The following is a 22,163-nucleotide window of genomic DNA, read 5'->3' on the forward strand; positions in this document are numbered from 1 at the left end:
GCAAAGGGCGCCCGCATGGAAACGCCCCGTTATGATATCTGTATGTTATTGAATAATGTTATTGTCAGGATCTGCAACTTCAGCCTTCATAGCATCCGTTACTTCAATGCCTTGTGCTGCTGCCGCTTTGAGGTTAAGAATGAGGTCCAGCTTCTCTTGCATCGTTATTTTCATGTCGCCTGGACTTGTGCCGTTCTTAAGTACTTCCACTGCCATTTCGCCAACCTGGTAGCCATGGTCATAGTATTTGAAGCCCACAGTGGCAAAAGCACCCTTCTCAACCGTATCACGGTCTGCCGAGAAGAACGGCAGTTTGTTGTCATTGGCTGTCTGAATAATCGTATCCACACCGCTTACGACGGAGTTATCAAGTGTAATGTAAAGGGCATCCACACGTCCTACAAGGGATTCAGCCGCCTGCTTCACTTCCGACGTATTCGTGATGGCTGCCTTCACCAGCTCAATCCCGTGCTTGTCCAATTCTTCCTTGGCGATATCCGCCATAACTACTGCGTTAGGTTCACCTTCATTAATGACAAGGCCCAGCTTCTTCACATCCGGGAACTGCGTTGCGATGAAATTCATCAGTCGTGTAATTGACTCAGGGTTCGTATCCGATGCGCCGGAGACATTGCCGCCGGGATGTTCCAGGTCGCTTACGAGCTTGGCATCCAGCGGGTCAGTGACTGCCGCGAACAGAATCGGCGTATCCTTCACTTTCTGGACAATGGATTGTGCGGACGGAGTGGCGATCGCCAGCACCAGATCATTCTTGTCACCCGCAATCTTCTGTGCAATGGACAGGTTGTTCGCCTGATCCGCCTGGGCATTCTCCAGATCCACCTTCAAGTTCTCACCTTCTACGATTCCGGCATCCTTCAGTGCCGCCAGGAAGCCTTCCCGAGTAGCATCCAGCGACGGATGTTCTACATATTGTGAGATGGCAATCGTGTAGGATTTGGTGTCCGCAGAACCGGTGTCTGCCGGAGCGCTGGTTGCGTTTGCCGGAGCATTTCCTGCATTGGATCCATTATTTACGGCTGCATTATTGTTACCGCAACCTGCTGCTACCAGCATCAAGGACATACTCAGGCCAAGCCAAATGTTCTTTCTCTTCATCAGATAACCCCTCTTCTTTTACGGATTCAGCGCGCGAACCTGGGTTAGCGGTTCAGCATTATCGCTTTCATCTTTGAAAGCATTAAAGCAAAAGCCCGCACCATTTCCGCATCCACTGCCGCAATCTATTAAACATATATTATATGTAGGTTGATTTTCCGTCAATCATTTATCACGGCTCCATATTTTACAAAAAACGCACAATGGGCTGATGTTTCGACAAGAACAAGCCTGTTGCTCTTGACATTGATTGCTAAACCCTTTTCCACATAAAAAAAGCCGCCCTGCACAAACTTTACTTAAAGTTTGAAGATGGAGCGTGCCAAATGCCAATAATCAATTCATCCAAAACTGCGGCCACAGCCGCACTGCTTACTGCCGTCATTCTTGGCTCAACCGCCTGCAGCTATTCCAGCAAGGACACTACCCCGAAGGTGAATTCGGTTACGCCAACCGGAACATTTGCCGGAAGCTACTATGAGAAGAATTCCATCACGGACAAAGAAGGCAAGTATTGGATTCCGCTGAAGCCGGCCGCTGCCTCCATAGGATACCGAATGAAAGACGACACTTCGAGCGGAGGATATACCAAGCTGGGCTACAGCGATGTAATGTACATGCTCCGACCGGATTCCAGCCAGGTTTTCTCCCTGGGGGAGAAGATCACCCTGCCGGACGTTCCCATCCGCCGCGAAGGTCAGATCTACATCACGCCTAATGCATTATCCAAGCTGCTGCAGACCGAGGTTGGCTGGAACCCGAGCACCGGAGAGATCAATATTGCTGCCCCTTCTGACAGGGATACTACCGCCAATACAGGTGCAGGTGAAGCAGCCAAGCCGCTGCGGATCCAGAGCGTCTCCAATGTGGATACCGGTGAACTGATCGCCTATGCCAGGAAGTATCTCGGCGTACCCTACGATTTCGGTGCCGGACCTTATGAGGAGACCAAACGGTTTGACTGCTCATCCTTCACCCGTCATGTATTCAAGAAATTTGGCGTAGATCTCCCGCGGCTGGCCAAAGATCAGGATAATATTGGCAGACGCATATCAAGGAGCGAGCTGGAGCCCGGGGATTTAATTTTCTTCACGGTACCCGGTCGGTTCGAGAGCGACGCCATTCCCGGTCATGTAGGCATCTACATGGGGGGCGGCAGTTTCATTCATACTTGGGGCGATCCCGGAGTACAGATCAGTGACCTGGACAGCGGGTACTGGAGTAATGTTATTTTGCACATGCAGCGGGTGTTATAATCCCCTAAATACAACAAATGCAAGGAAGGTTACGGGCTTCTGCCGAAGCGCCGGACCTCCTTGCATTTTTTTATGCCACCGCCATTGTCCGGCAGTATACTATTCCCAGTTCTTACTGCGCCCGCTTAAGCGGAGAACCAGCTTCACCAGCTCCACAATCACCACTATCGCCACTGCAGCCCCGCAGACAATTCCCCACTGCAGACCGCTCAGATGCTCCACTCCGAACCATTCATTCAGCCCGGGAATGATAATAACCAGCACCAGCAGAAGTCCCGAGATGACCGAAGCCCCCAGCATGTAGCGGTTGCTGAACAAGCCGATCTGGAACAATGACTTGGTATTGGATCTGACATTGAAAGCATGGGTAAGCTGCAGCAGTCCCAGCGTAGCAAAGGCCATCGTGACTGCAACGCCTTCGTCGTAATGGGTATGTGCCCAGTAATACACCAGCAGGGTCAGTGCCGCCTCAAGCAGCCCTTGATAGATGATTCCGATCCCCACGCCTCCGGCAAAAATACTGCTGCTCGATTTACGCGGTTTCTTCGACATCACATCATTATCCGCTTTTTCCAGTCCAAGCGCGAGCGCCGGCAGGGTGTCTGTGACCAGATTAATCCACAGGATATGAATCGGTTCAAGAATCCGCCAGCCGATCAGTGTCGCAATGAACAGGGTCACCACTTCCCCCAAATTAGCCGACAGCAGGAACTGGATCGCTTTGCGGATGTTGCTGTATACCTTGCGGCCTTCTTCGACAGCAACGACAATCGTAGTGAAATTATCATCGGCCAGTACCATGTCCGATACGCCTTTGGCCACATCTGTTCCTGTGATGCCCATACCAACGCCGATATCCGCTGATTTCAGCGCAGGCGCATCATTGACTCCGTCACCGGTCATAGCAACGATTTTGCCCATTTGTCTCCAGGCCTTGACGATCCTTACCTTATGCTCTGGCGATACACGGGCGTACACGGAATAATCGGCCACTCTTGTGGCAAAATCCGCCTCGCTGATCTGATCCAGCTCGCGGCCGGTCAGCACTGCCTTGTCATCATCGATGATTCCAAGCCGCTTAGCAATGGCTGCAGCCGTGTCCCGGTGGTCCCCGGTAATCATCACCGGCCGGATGCCCGCCCGTCTGCATACGGCAACCGCATCCCGGACCTCCTCACGCGGCGGATCGATCATCCCGGTCAGGCCGATGAACACCAGATCCTTCTCCGTCCCCTCCGTTGAAGGATCGGAGGGCTGCTCTGCATGGTCGCGGTAAGCAAACGCCAACACCCGCAGCGCCTCGTCTGCCAGACTTTTGTTGCTGGCTGTGATCCGGCTGATATGTGCCTCCGTTAAGGGCACTACAGTGCCATTCTCTTGAATATGGCTGCATTTGGACACCAGCACATCCGGCGCTCCCTTGGTCAGCACCCGGAACCCGCCGTTATCCAGCTTATGGATCGTCGTCATCAGCTTGCGGTCCGAATCAAAAGGCAGCTCATTCACCCGCGGATAACGCTGCTCCTGCTCCCGTTTGTCAGTCCCGATGCTGAGTGCGAAGTCAACCAGCGCCGTTTCGGTAGGGTCGCCGATAAGGGCTTTACCGCTCCGGGTCCCGCCTGCTGAACCAGGCTTCGCCTCTGCCCGGGCTCCATCCGTAGCTTTCCCTCCAGCACTTTTGCCTTCGTCTATGCTGGAATCATTGCACAGGGTCATCGCCTGCAGCAGCAAATCACCGCCCGGCGTTTCGTTAAGCTTCGAATCGGCCTCGATAGTCTCTCCGCCCACATACAGCTTTTCCACGGTCATCTTGTTAAGTGTTAATGTGCCCGTCTTGTCAGAACAGATAATCTCTGTACTGCCCAGTGTCTCCACCGCAGGCAGCTTGCGGATAATTGCCTTGCGCTTAGCCATCCGCTGCACGCCTAGCGCCAGAATGATGGTTACGATGGCCGGAAGACCCTCCGGAATCGCCGCTACCGCAAGTGAGATGGAGGTCAGCAGCATATCAAGCAGCTCTCTGCCCTCCAGCCAGCCGACCACGAAGATAACGACACAGACACCCAGAATAATGAAGGTGAAATATTTGCCAAGCTCATCCAGCTTTTTCTGCAATGGGGTAACTTCATTCTCCGCCTCCGAGATGTATCCGGCGATCCTGCCCACTTCGGTATGCATCCCCGTAGCCGTTACCACACCCACACCCCGGCCATAGGTTACGCTGCTGCTCATATAAGCCATATTCGTCCGGTCACCGATCACAAGATCATTGCCCGCAAGCACTCCCGACTGCTTATCCGAGGGCAGTGATTCACCCGTCAGCGCCGCCTCCTCGGTCTTCAGTGACGCCGCTTCGAGCAGCCGCAGATCAGCAGGCACCACGTTGCCGGCTTCCAGCAGCACAATATCGCCGGGCACCAGCTCCTCGCTTTTGATCTCTGTGACCTGCCCGGCCCGGCGGACTCTCGCCTGCGGAGAGGACATGCTTTTGAGAGCCTCCAGTGCCTGCTCCGCTTTGTTCTCCTGGATGACACCCAGCACCGCGTTCAGGATCACCACCAGCAAAATAATAACGGTATCCGTCCACTCTCCGAGGATTCCCGAGAGCACGGCAGCCGCCAGCAGGATGAAGATCATTACATTCTTGAACTGCTCAATGAATTTAGCCAGCAGCGATTTAGACTTGGCTTCCTGCAGCATGTTTTTGCCGTAACGTTCCAGTTGCCTTGCCGCTTCTTCTGCAGTCAGTCCGGCTTCCCTGCTCTCCAGCTGCTTCAGCACCTCGGCCGTATCCAGAGTATGGAACAATACACCTTCTTTACTTTTGCTTTTAGCAGAATCTGAGTTCAATTCATCCGCTCCTTCTATAATTTATTTAGTTCAAACCCTTATATGGAGTTTTACCCAAAAATAGCAGGAGAATTCTAAAAACATATGTAGATTTATCAAAGGTTGTGCCTGCCCGAACGGGCAAATCCTTTGAACCGGGTCCCCTTGGTGGACAGCTCGCCCCTGTCTCCCTCAACGATCAGACCATACGCTTTGGCCTTCACCTCCAGCTCCCTCCGGCTCCCGTTTTGGAATTCAAAGGTTACATAGTAGCTGGTGTGTGTGCCCGCATGCCCTCTGCCGCCCCAGACCTCTGTGCGTTTCGTAACAGCTGTCGCCACCCTCGACTCGAGCGGACTGGCATTATTGGTCATCCAGATCTTCAGGGCTCTGGCAATAGTGTAAGCAACAAAAACTGCGATCAGCAGCAGCACAAGCTGTAATAAATAAGGCCCTTCGGAGAAGAAGCCGCGGGAGGAACTGGCTACAGCCGAATTCAGAAATCCGTTAAAAATGCCCTCTTTATGCAAATTAAACGCTCCTTTGGTAAAAATAATTATAAAATGTTCATTTTACTAGAGAATACGCGGTGTAACGGCTCCGGTTTCGTATTTTCATGACATTTACCCCAAAAAAACAGCTCCGGAAATTTGGTCCTGCCCAGAATCCTATGTTATGCTTTAACTACAATATACAGTAAGGATGTGTTCTCTTGATGACATATCTAGCGCGCTTACCCATTTCTAAGCTCCTGAAGGCGGCCTTCATACCGGTGCTTCTCCTGACATTTCTGGCTGCTTCTTCCCAGCTGCTGAACGAACAGGAGGCTTCCGAAGTGCAGCATGCCAGACTGGAGCGTTATGAGCATAAAATGGCTCAGCCGGTACGGGTGCACAGCACAACGTTCCATTACATTCCTTCCGCGCGGCTGGCCCATCCTGAGAACCTGCTGGCGCTTCATCCGGAAGCGTCCCTGCCTCTGCTCTGTGTGTCGTTCTTCCCCATCATTTACATCATTCTGAAGCGGCTGCTGCTGTATCCGCTGAAATGCACATCACACTTTATAAGGTAAAGGCTCTCCAATAAATCCTTTGAGCGCACAACGCATTATCTATAGCAAACGAACCTACAAATTCAGGTTTCCTGCTGAAAGGAGGAAATCCATTGAAAATCAGATATAGAGGGGCTGCCCCCCTGCGCCATTCCAAAATCCTGCGCCTGCTCTCTGTTATAGGCGGGGGCTTGCTCGCTGCTGTAGGACTGGAACTGTTCCTGATGCCGCACAAGCTGCTGCCTGGCGGAATCGCCGGATTGTCTGCTCTGCTGTCACATTTAACCGAAATGCGTCTTGGCTTATTTCTGTTCCTGCTCAACCTTCCGTTCATTCTAATGTCGCGCAGGCAGATTAATCTCCGGTTTGCCCTATATACGATGCTTGGATTAATCTGTCTGACGGCGGGCTCGCTGGCCCTTCACCACTTCCCTGCAGCCACCAGCGAACCGTTGCCTGCTGCAATAGCCGGCGGTCTGTGCCTGGGCTTTGGGCTTGGCATCTCTGTCCGCTTCGGAGGCATTACCAGCGGAAGCGAGAAGCAGGGAGTCCGGCTGCTGAACGGCGGTCCGCCCAAATCTGCTGAAATGGGCATTATGCTGTTCAACTGTGCCATTCTGCTCTTCGGCGGTTCATTGTTCGGCTGGGATCAGGCTATGTACAGCATCATTGCTTACCTGCTGGCCTTTGAAGCATTGCGCTTCTCGTTAAGAGACCTATCCCTCTCCCAGGCTGTCTGGATTACGAGCAGCAACTGTGAAGAGATCCGCCGCAGGCTCCAGCAGTCACTTGACCGCGAAGTTAAACTCGTCAGGTCCACCGGTCCTGAGGGACAGCCCGGCACCGTCTTCTGCCTGGCAAGCAGGCTGGAGGAAGAGGAGCTGGCTTCCATCGTCCACGGATGCGACCAGGACAGTAAGATCGTCATCAATGCGGCCCGGAACAGCCGGATTTCCGCGCTCTTCCGTAATCACCCGCCTGGTTGACCGATGGTATTCAGCGGACAGCTTATAGCCACTGATCTAACCAAAAAGCGTTCCCGCATTTAGTTGCGGGAACGCTTTTTGGTTAGATCAGGCAAGGGCAGGCTCCGCTCTTTCAGCGGAACATTCCCCATAAGCGGATCAGGTGAAAGGTGTTGCCCGGATCAATCTTCTGGGCAATCACAAATTTAACAATTTGCTCTTCCTGCGAGGACGTCAGCTTCTCATTCATCACTGCAGAAGCGTTGCGCACCAGCCTGCGCACAACGGCAGTGTCCTGCAGCTCTTGCTTGGAAATTCCGTTGATCATATTCTTGATGCGTTCCTTAACCGCCGGATTCTTCATCTTCAGCTTAATGCGATCCACCAGCGCAGGACTGATTCCGAATTGCTGATAACCCAAGCATAGCACCTCCCGTCATATCCAATCATTCACAGTATATGAGGGCCGGTCTCCGCATGTGCCTAATCAGTCAATTAAATCTCCCTGGAATATTTGCTCCTGCTGCAAATACCCGCGCAGCGGAGCATAATCCGCCGATGTCCAGAACGCGGCATCCCGCAGCAGCTCTGCCGCGTCATCACGCGCCAGTTCCAGCGTCTCGAAATCAGCCGTCATATCCGCCAGCCGGAATTCCGGCAGCCCGCTCTGCTTCGTCCCGAAGAAATCCCCCGGTCCCCGCAGCTCCAGATCACGCCGGGACACCTCGAAGCCGTCATCCGTATCCGTCATCGCCGTCATCCGCTCTCTGCCAATTTCCGATTTGGGATCTGCCATCAGCACGCAGTAGGACGCATGTTCCCCTCTGCCGACCCGTCCGCGCAGCTGATGCAGCTGTGACAGGCCGAAGCGGTCGGCATCCATAATGATCATCAATGTGGCATTCGGTACATCCACACCTACCTCTACGACTGTAGTAGAGACTAACAGCTGCAGCTCATTGCTGTAGAAGGCGCGCATCACTTCATCCTTCTCTGCAGGCGTCATCCGCCCGTGAAGCAGCCCTACCTTATAGTTCGGGAACGCCTGCGACATCTGAACATGCAGATCAATCGCATTCTGCACGTCCAGCTTCTCCGACTCCTCAATAAGCGGGCAGATCAGATAGGCCTGCCGCCCCTGGTCAATCTCACGGCTGATCAGATTCAATACCCGCTCCATCAGATCAGGCTTCACCCAGTAGGTCGTAATCGGTACACGCCCTTTTGGCCGTTCGGACAGCGTAGACACATCCATATCGCCAAAAACAGTGATCGCCAGCGTACGCGGAATCGGGGTGGCCGTCATCGTCAGCACATCCGGGTTGTAGCCCTTGCGCCGCAGGACACTGCGCTGGTTCACCCCGAACCGGTGCTGCTCATCTGTGACAACAAGTCCCAGACTGCGGAAGAAGACATCATCCTGAATTAAGGCATGGGTTCCGACGACCACATCCAGCATTCCCAGCTGCAGAGAAGCCAGCAGATCCTTACGTTTGCGTCCGTTCACACTGCCGGTCAGCAGACCGACTGTAATGCCGAACGGTTCAAACATTCTGGTGAGCGAGCGTATATGCTGTTCGGCCAGAATCTCAGTCGGCACCATCAGTGCCCCCTGAAATCCCGATCTTACAGTCGCATACAGTGCAATAGCCGCCAGCACGGTTTTGCCGGAGCCTACATCCCCTTGCAGCAGCCGGTTCATACAGTACCCTGAGCGCATGTCATGCAGAATCTCCAGCTCCACATGCTTCTGGGCGTCCGTCAGTTCAAACGGCAGGCTCCGCACAAACTGGCGGACTGTGGCGTTATCCACTGTATGGACCACACCGTCCATTCTGCCGCGGTTCAGTACACGGAAGGCCTGTACCTTGAGCTGGAACAAGAATAGCTCTTCATAGACCATCCTGCGCCTTCCCTGCTGTCCTTCGCGTGTATCCTCCGGCTGGTGGATCGTGGCAATAGCCTTTTTACGCGACATGAAATCATACTTGCGCATAATACTGTGCGGGAGGATTTCCGGAATCAGCTCTCCATACTGCTGCAGGGCCTGGCCTATGACTTTGCGGATCCAGGATTGTGTGATCTTGCCGCCTACAGAGTACACCGGCTGCAAGGTTCCCGTCTTGCCTTCCCCCCGGTCCGGAAATTCATAATTGGTTACGGTAATCTGATTCCGTTTCTGGTCCCATTTCCCGGTAAGTACTACTTCGCGGCCCACTGTCAGCTGCTCACGTGCATAATGCTGATTGAACCACGTTGCCGTGAACATCCACGGCTCAGCCACCATCTTGCAGCTCATTCGTGATTTGCCCCCGAAGCGCTGCAGCACCGGAATGCCGATTACCTTAGCTACAATGGTTGCTTTATCGCCATGCTTAACTTCACTAAGAGACTTTGGCCGGAAATCCTCATAACGGAACGGGTAGTATTCCAGCAAATCCTTCACTGTAAAGACGCCAAAGGCGTGAAGCTCGCCTTGCTTTTGAGCGCTCACGCCAGTTATTTGTTTCACTTCAATTGATTCCAAAGCCAGCACCATGTTCATCCCCTATACTAGGCGGGCCAGATGAATACGGCTAAGGTCCCGTTGCCGACATGGCTGCCTACGACAGGTCCAATGTTGGTCAGTACCTTCTCTTCCAAGGTGAAATGCCCGGACAATTCCCTCAGGAATTCTTCGCCGGAAGCCGGTTCAGCCGTATGACCCACGGCCACATTGATTTTGTTCACACCCGGCAGATCTGCCTTGAACAGCTCGATCATGCGGGCAACTGCCTTCTTGCGGCCTCTAACCTTCTCTACCGCATAGATGATTCCTTCTGCATCGATCGACAGGATCGGCTTGATATTGAGCAGCGTACCCAGGATGGCGGACGCTTTGCCGATTCTGCCGCCCTTCTGGAGATATTCCAGCGTATCCACCAGGAAGTACAGCTTGCGCGACTTGCGCATACTCTCTACCTGCTCCAGAATTTCCTCCGGCGCCTTACCCTGCCCGGCCAATCTAGCGGCTTCCACTACCATGAAACCGAATCCGTAGGAAGCGGACAGGGAGTCAACCACGGTGACCGACTCCCCTTCCTCTTCCAGCATGGATTTGGCCAGGACAGCAGATTGATAGGTTCCGCTAAGACCGGAGGAGATATGGAAGGACAGGATCGGACTGCCCGGATAACGTTCCTGAATGCTGCGGTACACGTTCATATATTCGACCGGCGACGGCTGTGAGGTGGTCGGCAACTGCGGCGAGCGGGGAAGACGCTCATAGAACTGCTCCGGAGTCATATCCAGATTATCCCGGAAAGCCTCTTCGCCGAACATCAGAGTCAGCGGAACGACTTCAATGCCGAACTGATCCGCCAAGGCTGGCGGGATATCGGATGTGCTGTCGGTAACGATTACGGTACGATTCATGGATTTCCTCCCCATACTATGATTTAGCTGATCCACTCTGCTTGCTTAGGTCTAAGATGTCTATGGCTCCACTGAGAAAAGATAGTAATACAGCGGCTGGCCTCCATCATGAACTTCTACTTCAACCTGCGGGTACGTTTCTTCCAGCCATGTGCTGATGGAATCCGTAACGTCTGCTTCGGCATCTGCACCTGTCAGCACTGTCACAATCTCGTCACCGTTCACCAGCATGCTAGCCAGCAGCTGCTTGCTTACAGCAAGCAATTCATCGGCGGCAGCAACGATCTTGGAGTTCGAGATTCCGATATACTGCCCGGCTTTGATCTCCAGCTCTTCAATGACTGTATCCCGCACGGCATTGGTAACCTGTCCCGATTTGACCTGTGCGATTGCCTCCAGCATATTGCTTGTGTTGGCATCTACCGCTTCCTCTTCCTGGAAAGCAAAGGCGGCCGAGATTCCCTGGGGAATACTCTTGCTAGGGATAACCGTGATGTCACGTTCGCCCTCCAGCAGCTCCTTGGCCTGCTGCGCAGCCAGTACTATATTGGAGTTATTCGGCAAAATGTAGATATGCTTCGCTGAAATAGAAGATATCGCATTAACGAAATCCTCCGTGCTAGGATTCATCGTCTGGCCGCCGGCCAGGATGGCATCCACGCCAAGGCTGCGGAAGATATCAGAGATTCCATCTCCCGAAGAGACTGCGATGAAGCCGTATGGCGCCAGATCATCCGCAGGAGGAACTGCAGGCGACTGTACGCTGGCCTTCTCTTCCGGAATATCGGCGAATACATCCGGCATTGGAGCAATATCCATTCCGGCTGTCAACAGATCGCGGTGCTGCTCACGCATGTTAAGAATGTGAATCTGTGTGATCTCACCATGCAGCAGCGCCAGGTTAAGCACCTCGCCGGGAGTCTTCGAGTGCACATGCACCTTGATGGTCTCATCATCCGAAATTACGATAATGGAGTCACCGTTAACTGACAACGCTTTCCGAAAAACTTCCTCATCAAAATCTGATTTCACAGATGCGCCAAGCTGGCGGTTGATGAAAAATTCCATATCATATAAAAATTCGATGTCTTCCGTAGAAAGCTGGGATTGGGCGGAAGACTGTACGGAGGACAATACGTTCTCAGGTTTAGTCAGTACTGCTGCAGGAATTGGTGCAGGAACTGAGGCTTGTCCTTGTACAGGTGTCTGTACAGCGGCTGATCCGCTGGTCAGATACTGGTGGAAACCTTCATAGATGTAGACCAGACCCTGACCGCCGGAATCCACAACACCGACCTGCTTGAGCACAGGCAGAAGTTCAGGTGTATTAGCTAGCGCTTCCTTGGCTTTGGCCAATACTTCGGTCATAAGCTCAGTAACATCCGTTGTACGGCGCGCATAATACACTGCATGTCTCGCAGCTTCCTTGGCGACGGTAAGAATCGTGCCTTCAACCGGTTTAACCACTGCTTTGTAGGCTGTATCAACGCCAGTCTGCAGTGCTGCAGCGAACTGCTGCGTGTTCAATTCTTCATATTGGGCTGCATAACGTCCAAGACCTCTGAATAACTGCGACAAAATAACGCCGGAGTTCCCCCGCGCGCCCATCAAGAGTCCTTTGGAGAGTACTCCTGCACATTGGCCTACAGAGGCAGTATTATTTTTCTTCAATTCATTCGCGCCAGCGGTCATCGTCAAATTCATGTTGGTTCCCGTGTCTCCATCCGGAACCGGAAAAACATTTAAAGAATTGACATGCTCCGCATGCTGCTGCAGCTTTTCCGCACCGGCGAGTACCATTGCGGTAAAATCTGTCCCGTTTATAGAACGCTTACTCAATGAGAATTCCCCTTCCTAACTTCATGCCTAATCAATTCTATGATTAACTGGACATAATGCACTAATTTATATTGTACTATAAGAGTCTAAAGAAATAAATGTTTTTGAATCGGTTGACGTAGCAAATTTTGCTGTGATATTATATTTAAGTATTGTTTTACGCAGGTGTAAGTAACAAGGAGGTGTAATCTATGTCCCGCAAATGTACAGTAACAGGCAAGAAACCGGGCAGCGGCAACCACGTGTCTCACGCAAACAACCGCAACCGTCGCTCTTGGGGAGTTAACGTTCAGAAGGTCCGTATCCTAGTGAACGGCAAACCGAAACGCGTGTACGTCAGCACCCGTGCTTTGAAAGCCGGTAAAGTTGAACGCGTTTAGTCTTGGATTATTCTAGGGCCTAGCGATATCTCATATCAAGTAGAAACGGACATGCCGTCCTTAAATAGACGGTATCCGTTTCAGCGAGAAATAGAAGGACACTTTATAGTGCAAAGCATATAAAGTCTTATATTTGAAGCAAAAAGCACCCTTTACATTCGTAAGGTGCTTTTTTTCATGTTTTCTGTTCTGCCTCGCTCAGCTCTTCTGAAAAGTGTTCAAAATCGCTTTAACAAAACCTCCCAAAAATCTTGGCAGCTTGAACGTGTAAAATTTCATGATTAACCCTCCCATCAATTCATGCCATGCAGTAGGAGACTATCCTGTCATGATGTGTATGCCAACGAACTGCAGACCTCCCTTATTGTACAAAAAAAGGCTACATGAGATTTCTGCTCATGTAACCATATTTATGCGGGTATAACTTGGCCTATACCTAAGCACTCGCGATTAAAGGACAGCACCATCCGCCGCCTCGCGGATCGCCCGGATTGCACCTGCGCGGTCACTGCGTCCAAAGACCGCATTGCCCGCTACCAATACATCAGCCCCTGCTTGAGCCACGAGAGGTGCTGTAGCTTCGGCAATTCCTCCGTCCACCTCAATACGCAGCCCCTTGTGATTGATCTCACCGGCCCATTCTCTAAGCTGTGTAATCTTATGCAGCGTACGCGGAATGAAGGCTTGTCCGCCAAACCCCGGATTCACTGTCATGACCAGCACCAGATCAACATCCTCGAGAACCTCACGCACAGCAGCTGCCGGAGTACCCGGATTAATCGCCACACCGGCCATCAGGCCGAGCTCCTTGATCTGATGAACCACCCGGTGCAGGTGTACACAAGCTTCTGCATGGACGGTAATTACAGCCGCCCCTGCGGCGGCAAAATCAGCAATATACCGTTCCGGATTCTCGATCATCAAATGAACATCAAGCGGCAGGGAAGTATGGGCTTTGACCGCTGCCACAATGGCAGGACCCAGGGTAATATTCGGCACAAAATGACCGTCCATCACATCTACATGAATCCAGTCTGCACCGCTGGCTTCGGCTTCCGTGACTTCTGCGCCAAGTGCGGCAAAATCTGCTGACAATATGGAAGGAGCAATAATAACCATGTGTTTAGTACCTCCGCTTTTTATCTTTCATTTCGTTGTAGAACAGCTTGTAATGCTCATAGCGGCTGTCCGCAATCTCTCCAGCCTGCAATGCTTCTATCACCTTGCAGCCCGGTTCGTGAAGATGGCTGCAGCCGCGGAATTTGCAATTCTCCGCATAGGAAGCGAACTCACGGAAGCATTCGGACAATTCATCCACACCCAGCTCCAGAAAGTCCAGCTGGCTGAACCCCGGTGTATCGGCTACGAAACCGCCATTCCCGATATCCATCAATTCAACGTGACGTGTCGTATGACGCCCGCGGCCAAGCCGCATGCTGATTTCACCTGTCTCCAGCTCAAGGCCCGGTACGAGGCGGTTCAGCAGGGTTGACTTCCCTACGCCGGACTGGCCTGAGAATACACTGATGATTCCGCCCAATCGCTTCCGCAGCTCATCGGCGCCTGATCCGTTTAGTGAGCTCGTAACCATTACTTCATAGCCAATTTGTTCATAGAGAGCTTTGACTGCTTCTGTAGCCTGGCCCTCATCATCCGCCAGATCCTGCTTGGTCAGTACAATCAGCGTGTCCAGTCCGGAATGCTCGATATGAACGAGGAATTTGTCCAGCAGGTTGAGGTTCATATCCGGTTCCCGTACAGAGAACAGCAGTACGGCCAGCTTCACGTTCGCTACCTGCGGACGGATCAGTTCAGAATCACGGGGGAGCAGTTCATCCACCATCCCCTCCCCGTTCTCGGTCAGCATATAGATAATCCGGTCACCTACCAGAGGAGCTATTCCTCTTTTCTTAAGTATTCCGCGTCCCCGGCATTGTACAGCCTGTTCCTCCGTTGCGATGAGTCCATCCTTAAGCGGCTTCACATAATAATATCCGCTCAGCGCTTTGATAATGATTCCTTCAGGCATACATATTAAGCCTTCCTCTCCTGATTTTGCGCAAATGACCCAAGATTATATCCCCGGGTCATTTCGCCGCTCCAGCTGTAATGGTGTTGCCACCGCCCCGCTGAAGCTTATCTCTTTTTATTTATTCTTGTCCTTGCCTTTGCCCTTGCCATTTCCAGGGGAAGCGGCAATCAGTTTATTATTGTTGTCTTTACCTGGTACGAAGCCCGTCTGATCACCTGCACCTGTCTCTTCGCCCTCTCCGGTGCCCGGCGGCAGAATCTCCGGTTCGATTGTCGGCTCAACAGGAGTCTCGGTCGGTGCAACGGTCGGCTCAGGTGTCTGTGTCTGAACCGGAGGCGGTTCAGGCGTCTGCACATTATTATTCTTGACATCCACGTAAGTTATAGGATAAGTCTCGAGGAAATCCCCGTCCCGGTATACGGATACCATCCCATCCTTGTTAGGAGCAAGCAACATGTTCACGGATAAGGTCTGACTTTTGCCAATTGTGCGTGTGCCCCACTCCTGGTTCTCGCCATTATTACGCGCATCTGCAAAGACAATGCGGATTTTGCTCTTCTGTCCGTCCACTGCTGGTGCAACCGGTACGTTAAAGGTATATTCCAGTGCTTCCGGAGGATAACCTGTACTGAGGTAAATGGTTATTTTCTCCCCGGGAGTAACCTGATCTCCTTCCTCATACGCCCATTGCTTCGTGACTTTGCCCTTCTCATACGTGAAGCTGGGCTCTTCCTTAATTTCATCCAGCACAAGGCCGGCTTTCTCAATCGCTGCCTTCGCTTCCTTCTCCGTCATTCCAAGGAGGCCCGGCATATTGGTGCTCTCTTTCCCTTTACTCACGATCAGCTTAACCGTTATAGTCTCAGGATCATACTCACTATTTGCCTCAGGCTCAGAGCTGATTACTTTGCCCTTCTCAAATTCCTCACTGAAACGTTCGTCCGGAGTGATTCTATCCTGTGCAATTCCCAGTGCAATTAGTTCCTTGACTGCATCATCATAGCTCATATTAGAAACATCCTTAAGCTTAGGCAGAACCTTGGCGGTACTTACCGTCAGAATAATATGCGTCCCTTCCTTGACCATCGTGTCAGTCTTGCTCTGTTTCCAGACGATATTTTCTGCAAAATTCGGGTTGTATGCCTGCACCGGCGGCTCTTCTGCGAACAAGCCTACCTCTTCAAGGGCAGCTTTGGCTTGCTCAAAAGAAATACCGGTAACAACCGGCACCGCCACTTCATCCACGGACAATTTGGAGTTGACATACCAGACGACCCCGCCCATGGCGATCAGCAGTATCAGGGTAAGACTGATCCACAGCGCCGCGCGGCCCGATTTGCGCTTGCCGGGTGGAGGAGGCGGAGCATCCTCCATACTGCGGACACGTTCCTCTCCCCCGCCGCCACGGCTGCCCAGCCCCCGCTGGAGCGGTTTGATTGCAGGAATTACCCGTGTTCTGTCCTCGTCCTCTTCGTCATCGAATAAGACCTTGGACTCGCTCCGCCGTTCTGGCAGCAGACAGGTCTCCAGATCCTGCAGCATTTGCTTGGCGGACTGATACCGTTCTTCCGGATTCTTGCGCATTGATCTCAGGATTACATTCTCCACGCTTTGCGGAATCAGCGGATTCAGCAGGCGCGGCTCCTCAAATTCCTCCTGCAGATGCTTCAGTGCTACACTAATCGGGCTTTCCCCCAGAAAAGGCAGCACCCCGGTAAGCATCTGATAGAGCACGATCCCCAGAGAATAGAGGTCGGACTTCTCTCCTGTGGTCACGCCTTTGGCATGCTCAGGCGAGAAATAATGTACGGAACCGACCACGGAACCCGTCTGGGTTATTGTAGTGGACGTAACCGCCCGGGCAATCCCGAAATCCGTTACTTTAACCCGGCCATTACGGCCGATCAGAATATTATGAGGTTTAATATCGCGGTGAATAATCTGGTTCAAATGCGCATGATCAAGTGCATCACAAATTTGTGATGCAATCCGCACGGACTCGTCAACCTGCAGCGGAGCCCGCTCTTTAATGATTTCGTTAAGATTCTTGCCTTCAATATATTCCATAACAATATAATGGACTTCATCTTCCTGGCCGACATCGTAAATGCTGACTACATTTGGATGAGATAACGATGCAGCTGATTGCGCCTCCCGCCGGAACCGGCGGATGAATTCCTCATCATGCACAAACTGGTTGCGCAATACTTTGATAGCAACATTCCGGTTGAGCAGAATGTCATGGGCTCTGTAGACAAGCGCCATGCCACCTCCACCGATCCGTTCGATGACTTGGTAGCGGCCGCCCAATTCGTGACCGATCATCTATCCCACTCCTTTGTCTCGGGCACTGCGGCCTCTCCTTGGTGTTCTAACATAGCAACGCTGATATTATCGTTGCCGCCGGCAAGCAAAGCCAGCTGAAGTAAACGATCCGCTCTTTCTTCCAGAGAAATCTCATGAATTCCGGCTACCTTGGCCATATGCTCGGGGCTGACGAAATTGCTGAGTCCGTCGCTGCACAGCAGCAGAAGCTCCCCAAGTGCAAGCGTAACAGAAGCCAGATCCGCAGACACCACGGCATCCGTCCCCAGAGCCCGGGTCAGCACATTTCGGCGCGGATGGCTGCCCAGCTCCTCCAGGCTGATCTGGCCGTTCTTGAACAGCTCATTGACCAGCGTATGGTCCTCGGTTAGTTGTATTGCAGCACCGTCCTGAATGAGATATGCCCTGCTGTCTCCGATATGGCCGATGTATCCCGCTGACCCTTTCAGTAGAGCAGCTACGATGGTAGTCCCCATGTTGTGGTATTTCTCATCGCTTTGAGCCTCTTTGTGGACCGTGTGATTGGCTTCCAATATGGCGGCTGACAGTGCCTCCTTCAGCTCTGCCTCCGGAAGATCAGGCTGCAGCTGGTCCAGAATGTTCCTGACCGTCTCCAGCGCAATCCTGCTCGCGGTATCGCCAGCCAAATGTCCCCCCATCCCGTCGGCTATAATGCCGAGGGTATAACCGTGGCGCGTAGCGCCGATCCAGACCGAATCCTCATTGACGGTACGTACCCGGCCAATGTCGCTGGCTTGAACTGTTCTGATCAAATATCCTCACCCCAACTCCATATGTTTGGCACGCAGCTGACCGCATGCGGCCGCAATATCATGGCCTTGCTCACGGCGGATCGTAACGTTCACGCCATGATCGGCCAGTATACGCTGAAATTCAAAGATATCATTGCGGGAAGTCCGTACATACTTGCGCTCAGGCACATGGTTAACCGGAATCAGGTTCACATGGCAGAGCATGGTCTTAAGCACACCCGCTAATTCCTCGGCATGCTCGGGCTGATCGTTCACGCCGCCGATCAAGGCATATTCGAAGCTGATCCGGCGGCCTGTCTTGGCCTGATAATAGCGCAATGACTCGATTACATCATCAAAAGGATAGCGGCGGTTAACCGGCATCAGCTTGGAACGGAGCGTATCATTAGGCGCATGAATCGAGATCGCCAGATTGATCTGCGTATCCTCATCAGCAAACTTGTAAATATTCGGCACAATCCCGCTGGTCGATACTGTAATATGGCGCTGGCCAATATTCAGACCCTTCTCATGGATCATGAGGCGCAGGAATCTCATGGTTGCGTCGTAGTTCTCGAAAGGTTCGCCGGTGCCCATGATAACAATGCTGCTGACGCGTTCGCCGCGGGCATCAAGAATCTGCTGGGAACGCACTACCTGGGCTACAATTTCCCCTGCGGTCAAATCGCGCTTCAGACCTCCAAGCGTAGACGCGCAGAAGGTACAGCCGATCCGGCAGCCAACCTGGGTAGTTACACATACGCTGTTGCCGTAATTGTGCTTCATAATAACTGTCTCAATCGCATGATCATCATGCAGACCGAACAGGAATTTCACAGTACCGTCTTTGGATTCCAGCTTCGTAATTTCAGTCAGAGCCGAAATACTGAATTGTTCCACCAGCTTGCCGCGCAGTGCCTTGGAGAGATTGCTCATGGATTCAAAATCATTGACCCGCTTCACATACAGCCAGTCAAAAATCTGTCCGCCGCGAAAAGCCGGCTCTCCGTTATCCTTGGCCCACTGCTGCAACTCTTCTAAAGAAAAATCATATATTAAAGGTTTCATTGTTATTAGCACCTGTTCTTTCGTAAATTATATGCGTATTATTTCTCATTCTTCCTATTTTAACACAAATTCCAGAGCCGGTAAAAGAAAAGCCCGCCGCGCAAAACCTCTGCGGGGCGGGAAGCTGTAATTCCATGCAGAAATCACTATATTACGAGAGTCGCTTCAGCCGGGCAATATAGAATCCGTCGCTTCCGAAATGATGGGGAAGCAGCTGTATTCCATCGCCTGCGGCAATTGCGGTTCCCTCAAGCCGTTCCCAGACGGCGGTCTTGAAGCTGACCGGAGCGAACCCGGGATTATGCTCCAGGAAATCCCTGACAATCCGGCTGTTCTCCGCCTGCTCGGTAGTGCAGGTGCTGTAGACCAGCACACCGCCAGGCTTCAGGAGCCCGGCGACCGACTGCAGCAGTTCATGCTGCAGCGCAGCTACGCTGTCCACATCTCCGGGCTGCTTCCGCCACTTCAGATCCGGCTTGCGCCGGATCACCCCAAGCCCCGAGCAAGGGGCATCCAGCAGAATCCGGTCGAAGGATTCCGGTTGAAGAGCAGCACCCAGCTGCAGTGCGTCGCCGCTTAAGGTAGCAATGCATTCCAGACCCAGACGGGCCGCCTGATCTGCGATAAGCTTCGCCTTATGCTCATGCAGATCATTGGCCAGTATAGATCCTTCGTCCTTCATCATCTCGCCCATATGCGCGCTTTTGCCTCCGGGAGCGGCGCAGCAGTCCAGCACCTTCATTCCTGCTACAGGGTCAACAACTTCAGCCACCAGCATGGAGCTTTCATCCTGCACTGAGAGATATCCGTCCCTGTACCAGGAAGTCAGAGCCATATTGCCGCCGCCCTTGACAATCAGCCCGAAGGGGCTAACCTTCGATTCAGAGGCCTCAAGACCCGCTTCGAGCATCTCGGCCAGCAGCGCCTCACGGCTGATCATAGTTGTATTGACGCGGACACTGACCGCAGGCGCTTCGTTATTCGCAGCACACATGGCCTCCGCCGTGTCTGTGCCATATTCCGCAGACCAGCGCTGCACCATCCAGAGCGGATGGGAATGAACAATAGAGATCCGCTCTTCCCTGCTGAGCCCTTCCGGCAACACCGGCAGTTCCCCGGCCCGCAGCACGCTGCGAAGCACGCCGTTAACCATGCCGGAGATACCCTGATGGCCGCGTTTCTTGGCTATATTCACAGCCTCATTAACGGCTGCATGCGAAGGAACCCGGTCCAGATACATGATCTGGTACAGGCTCAGACGCAGCAGATTACGTACCCAAGGCTGAAGCTTAGCTACTCCCTTGCTCACAAAACCCTCCAGAACATAATCCAGAGTAATCATCCGTGAGATCGTGCCATACACAAGCTCCGTAGCCAGTCCGGTATCTTCACGGCTGAGAGCGCCTTTCTGCAGGCTGCTGCCGAGCAGCAGATTGCTGTAGGCCCCCTGCTGCTCTACGCGGACAAGAACATCAAGCGCAACCTCGCGTGCAGAAGCTGCCGCCGGCGGTTTGCCGCCCGGCTTCATCTTGCCTGCTCCTCTGGCTTGACCACCCGGAGCTGAGCTCCCGGAAGCCGCTGACCTGTTGCCGCCAGTGGGATTACGCGGTCCGCCGCCTTTGCCGCCCGCGCTCACCCCAGCACCGTGCCGGGCTTAAGACTTGCGCCGCGGCTGAAATCTGCCGCACTCATCGCTTTTTTGCCGGCAGGCTGTACGGTTGTCAGCAGGAGAATCCCGTCGCCGGTCTTCACTTCAACCCCTCGTTCGCTTACAGACAGCACTGTACCCGGAGCAGCATTGCCGCCGGCGGAACTGCCGTTATCCGGCTTCGCCGCCGCCCATACCTTGAAGGTCTCGTCATTCCATAGGGTGAAGGCACCCGAGAATGGTACCAGCCCGCGGATACGGTTATAGGTTGCCAGTGACCCGGCCGTCCAGTCGATCCGTTCATCTTCGCGGCTGAGATTTGGCGCATAAGTTGCTTCGCTGTCATCCTGCACCGTCGCCTCTACACGTCCAGCCGCGAGGCGCGGCATTTCCGCCTTCAGTAAATCACGTCCGGCAATGCTCAGCTTCCCGAACATGGTGCCTGAGGTATCCTCGTCCTCAATCGGCACCTCTACCCGCGAGATCATATCTCCGGTATCCAGTCCTTCCGCCATATACATCAGCGTCACACCCGTTACCTTCTCACCGTTAATGATGCAGCGCTGGATCGGGGCGCCTCCGCGGTATTTCGGCAGCAGTGAGCCATGAACATTCACACATCCGTTCTTCGGCAGCTCCAGCACACTCTTCGGCAGAATCTGCCCGTAAGCCGCTGTAACAATCAGATCCGGCTCATAGGCAGCCAGTTCAGCTACCGCCTCCGGGCGCCGCATCCGTTCCGGCTGAAGAACCGGCAAGCCCAGTTCAAGTGCAGCCTCTTTCACAGGTGAAGGGGCAAGCGTCTTCTTGCGGCCTTGCGGACGGTCCGGCTGGGTAACCACAGCGACTACCTCATAGCCCTCCTCCAGCAGCATCCGCAGGGAGGGTACCGCAAAAGCCGGCGTTCCCATGAACACTATCTTCATTTCATTCACTCCTCAGTTTCACTGCGTTCAGCTGTATACTCATATACCTTCTCGGCGATATCCGTGAACAGCACACCGTTCAGGTGATCGATTTCATGCTGAAATGCCCGTGCAAGCAATCCGCTTCCGGTAATTGTAACTTCGTTGCCTTCACGGTCCAGACCGCGTACGGTTACTGTCTCTGCACGGCGTACATCGCCGTTCAGGCCGGGGATACTCAGGCAGCCTTCAGGTCCGAACTGCTCCCCGTCCATGCTGACAATCTCAGGGTTAATCAGCTTGATCAATCCATGCTCTTCATCGGCATCGATTACGATTAGACGCTTTAGAATTCCAACCTGCGGAGCTGCGAGACCAACACCTTCCGCGTCATACATCGTATCTGCCATATCGTCGAGCAGTTTTTGCACATTCGGGGTTACGGTTGTTACGGTCTTAGCTTTCTTGTGTAATACTTCATCCGGTTCTTTCACGATCAGCCTGATTGCCATTACAAAAACACCATCCTTGTTCTGAACATGTCTATAGTATATAAAATGAAATCATTCTTTCATTTCAT

The 22,163-nt window shown here is 52.9% G+C and carries 20 protein-coding genes; 4 read left to right on the top strand and 16 right to left on the bottom strand.

What is annotated here, in order from left to right; all coding sequences use genetic code 11:
- Positions 1–45: 45 nt before the first annotated feature.
- Complete coding sequence (locus tag NYE33_RS25720; RefSeq protein WP_042136616.1) at positions 46–1,119, bottom strand: ABC transporter substrate-binding protein; 1,074 nt, start codon at positions 1,117–1,119, stop codon at positions 46–48.
- A gap of 326 nt (positions 1,120–1,445) precedes the next feature.
- Between NYE33_RS25720 and NYE33_RS25725 the strand changes: the two genes are divergently transcribed.
- Complete coding sequence (locus NYE33_RS25725) at positions 1,446–2,375, top strand: C40 family peptidase (RefSeq protein ID WP_341068183.1); 930 nt, start codon at positions 1,446–1,448, stop codon at positions 2,373–2,375.
- A gap of 99 nt (positions 2,376–2,474) precedes the next feature.
- On the opposite strand, the gene NYE33_RS25730 is transcribed toward NYE33_RS25725, so the two are convergent.
- A complete protein-coding gene (locus NYE33_RS25730; RefSeq protein ID WP_042141108.1) occupies positions 2,475–5,183 on the bottom strand; it encodes a calcium-translocating P-type ATPase, SERCA-type in 2,709 nt (902 codons plus the stop codon).
- Positions 5,184–5,320: 137 nt separating this feature from the next.
- The gene (locus tag NYE33_RS25735) at positions 5,321–5,734 is read right to left on the bottom strand and encodes a DUF2500 domain-containing protein (RefSeq protein ID WP_231575361.1); all 414 of its coding nucleotides are present in this window, start codon (positions 5,732–5,734) and stop codon (positions 5,321–5,323) included.
- A 182-nt stretch (positions 5,735–5,916) separates the two neighbouring features.
- Here NYE33_RS25735 and NYE33_RS25740 point away from each other — a divergent pair, with 182 nt between their 5' ends.
- Together NYE33_RS25740 and NYE33_RS25745 are read left to right on the top strand one after the other, a co-directional pair.
- Complete coding sequence (locus tag NYE33_RS25740) at positions 5,917–6,276, top strand: hypothetical protein (protein WP_197074362.1); 360 nt, start codon at positions 5,917–5,919, stop codon at positions 6,274–6,276.
- Positions 6,277–6,368: 92 nt separating this feature from the next.
- Complete coding sequence (locus NYE33_RS25745) at positions 6,369–7,241, top strand: YitT family protein (protein ID WP_042136610.1); 873 nt, start codon at positions 6,369–6,371, stop codon at positions 7,239–7,241.
- 112 nt (positions 7,242–7,353) lie between these two features.
- On the opposite strand, the gene NYE33_RS25750 is transcribed toward NYE33_RS25745, so the two are convergent.
- The 4 genes from NYE33_RS25750 to NYE33_RS25765 form a co-directional block, all read right to left on the bottom strand.
- Positions 7,354–7,641, bottom strand: coding sequence for a stage VI sporulation protein F (locus NYE33_RS25750; protein ID WP_039298036.1), 288 nt, complete (start codon positions 7,639–7,641; stop codon positions 7,354–7,356).
- Between the two features lie 66 nt (positions 7,642–7,707).
- On the bottom strand, positions 7,708–9,759 hold the full coding sequence (gene recG, locus NYE33_RS25755; RefSeq protein ID WP_039298034.1) for an ATP-dependent DNA helicase RecG: 2,052 nt from the start codon (positions 9,757–9,759) through the stop codon (positions 7,708–7,710).
- Between the two features lie 14 nt (positions 9,760–9,773).
- Positions 9,774–10,634: a DegV family protein gene (locus NYE33_RS25760; RefSeq protein WP_042136608.1), complete on the bottom strand. Its 861-nt coding sequence runs from the start codon at positions 10,632–10,634 to the stop codon at positions 9,774–9,776.
- A gap of 60 nt (positions 10,635–10,694) precedes the next feature.
- Positions 10,695–12,473, bottom strand: coding sequence for a DAK2 domain-containing protein (locus NYE33_RS25765; protein WP_042136606.1), 1,779 nt, complete (start codon positions 12,471–12,473; stop codon positions 10,695–10,697).
- A 191-nt stretch (positions 12,474–12,664) separates the two neighbouring features.
- On the opposite strand from NYE33_RS25765, the gene rpmB reads away from it, so the two are divergent.
- Entirely contained in the window at positions 12,665–12,853 is a 189-nt protein-coding gene (gene rpmB, locus NYE33_RS25770; protein WP_019911441.1) for a 50S ribosomal protein L28, read from the top strand.
- A gap of 198 nt (positions 12,854–13,051) precedes the next feature.
- Here the strand turns inward: rpmB and spoVM are convergent, their stop codons facing one another.
- From spoVM to def, 9 genes are all read right to left on the bottom strand, one after another.
- Positions 13,052–13,132: a stage V sporulation protein SpoVM gene (gene spoVM / locus NYE33_RS25775; RefSeq protein WP_020431362.1), complete on the bottom strand. Its 81-nt coding sequence runs from the start codon at positions 13,130–13,132 to the stop codon at positions 13,052–13,054.
- A gap of 171 nt (positions 13,133–13,303) precedes the next feature.
- Positions 13,304–13,972 carry a ribulose-phosphate 3-epimerase gene (rpe, locus tag NYE33_RS25780; RefSeq protein WP_042136604.1) on the bottom strand — a complete coding sequence of 223 codons (669 nt, stop codon included), beginning with the start codon at positions 13,970–13,972 and terminating at the stop codon, positions 13,304–13,306.
- A 4-nt stretch (positions 13,973–13,976) separates the two neighbouring features.
- Positions 13,977–14,882 (bottom strand): ribosome small subunit-dependent GTPase A, encoded by a 906-nt coding sequence (gene rsgA, locus NYE33_RS25785; protein ID WP_042136602.1) that lies wholly within the window; start codon positions 14,880–14,882, stop codon positions 13,977–13,979.
- Positions 14,883–14,999: 117 nt separating this feature from the next.
- Positions 15,000–17,210 carry a Stk1 family PASTA domain-containing Ser/Thr kinase gene (gene pknB / locus NYE33_RS25790; protein ID WP_042136600.1) on the bottom strand — a complete coding sequence of 737 codons (2,211 nt, stop codon included), beginning with the start codon at positions 17,208–17,210 and terminating at the stop codon, positions 15,000–15,002.
- A complete protein-coding gene (locus NYE33_RS25795) occupies positions 17,207–17,983 on the bottom strand; it encodes a Stp1/IreP family PP2C-type Ser/Thr phosphatase (RefSeq protein WP_039298018.1) in 777 nt (258 codons plus the stop codon). Before NYE33_RS25795 ends, pknB begins: the two co-directional genes overlap by 4 nt.
- Positions 17,984–17,989: 6 nt before the next feature.
- A complete protein-coding gene (gene rlmN / locus NYE33_RS25800; RefSeq protein ID WP_042136599.1) occupies positions 17,990–19,030 on the bottom strand; it encodes a 23S rRNA (adenine(2503)-C(2))-methyltransferase RlmN in 1,041 nt (346 codons plus the stop codon).
- A gap of 151 nt (positions 19,031–19,181) precedes the next feature.
- A complete protein-coding gene (rsmB, locus tag NYE33_RS25805) occupies positions 19,182–20,558 on the bottom strand; it encodes a 16S rRNA (cytosine(967)-C(5))-methyltransferase RsmB (RefSeq protein ID WP_042136597.1) in 1,377 nt (458 codons plus the stop codon).
- A gap of 104 nt (positions 20,559–20,662) precedes the next feature.
- Positions 20,663–21,604, bottom strand: a complete 942-nt coding sequence (gene fmt, locus NYE33_RS25810; RefSeq protein ID WP_042136595.1) for a methionyl-tRNA formyltransferase — start codon at positions 21,602–21,604, stop codon at positions 20,663–20,665.
- Positions 21,605–21,609: 5 nt separating this feature from the next.
- Positions 21,610–22,095: a peptide deformylase gene (def, locus tag NYE33_RS25815; protein WP_042136593.1), complete on the bottom strand. Its 486-nt coding sequence runs from the start codon at positions 22,093–22,095 to the stop codon at positions 21,610–21,612.
- Positions 22,096–22,163 lie beyond the last annotated feature (68 nt).

The organism is Paenibacillus sp. FSL R10-2199 (genome assembly GCF_038000235.1).
GTDB classification, from domain to species: Bacteria; Bacillota; Bacilli; order Paenibacillales; family Paenibacillaceae; genus Paenibacillus_AQ; species Paenibacillus_AQ phytohabitans.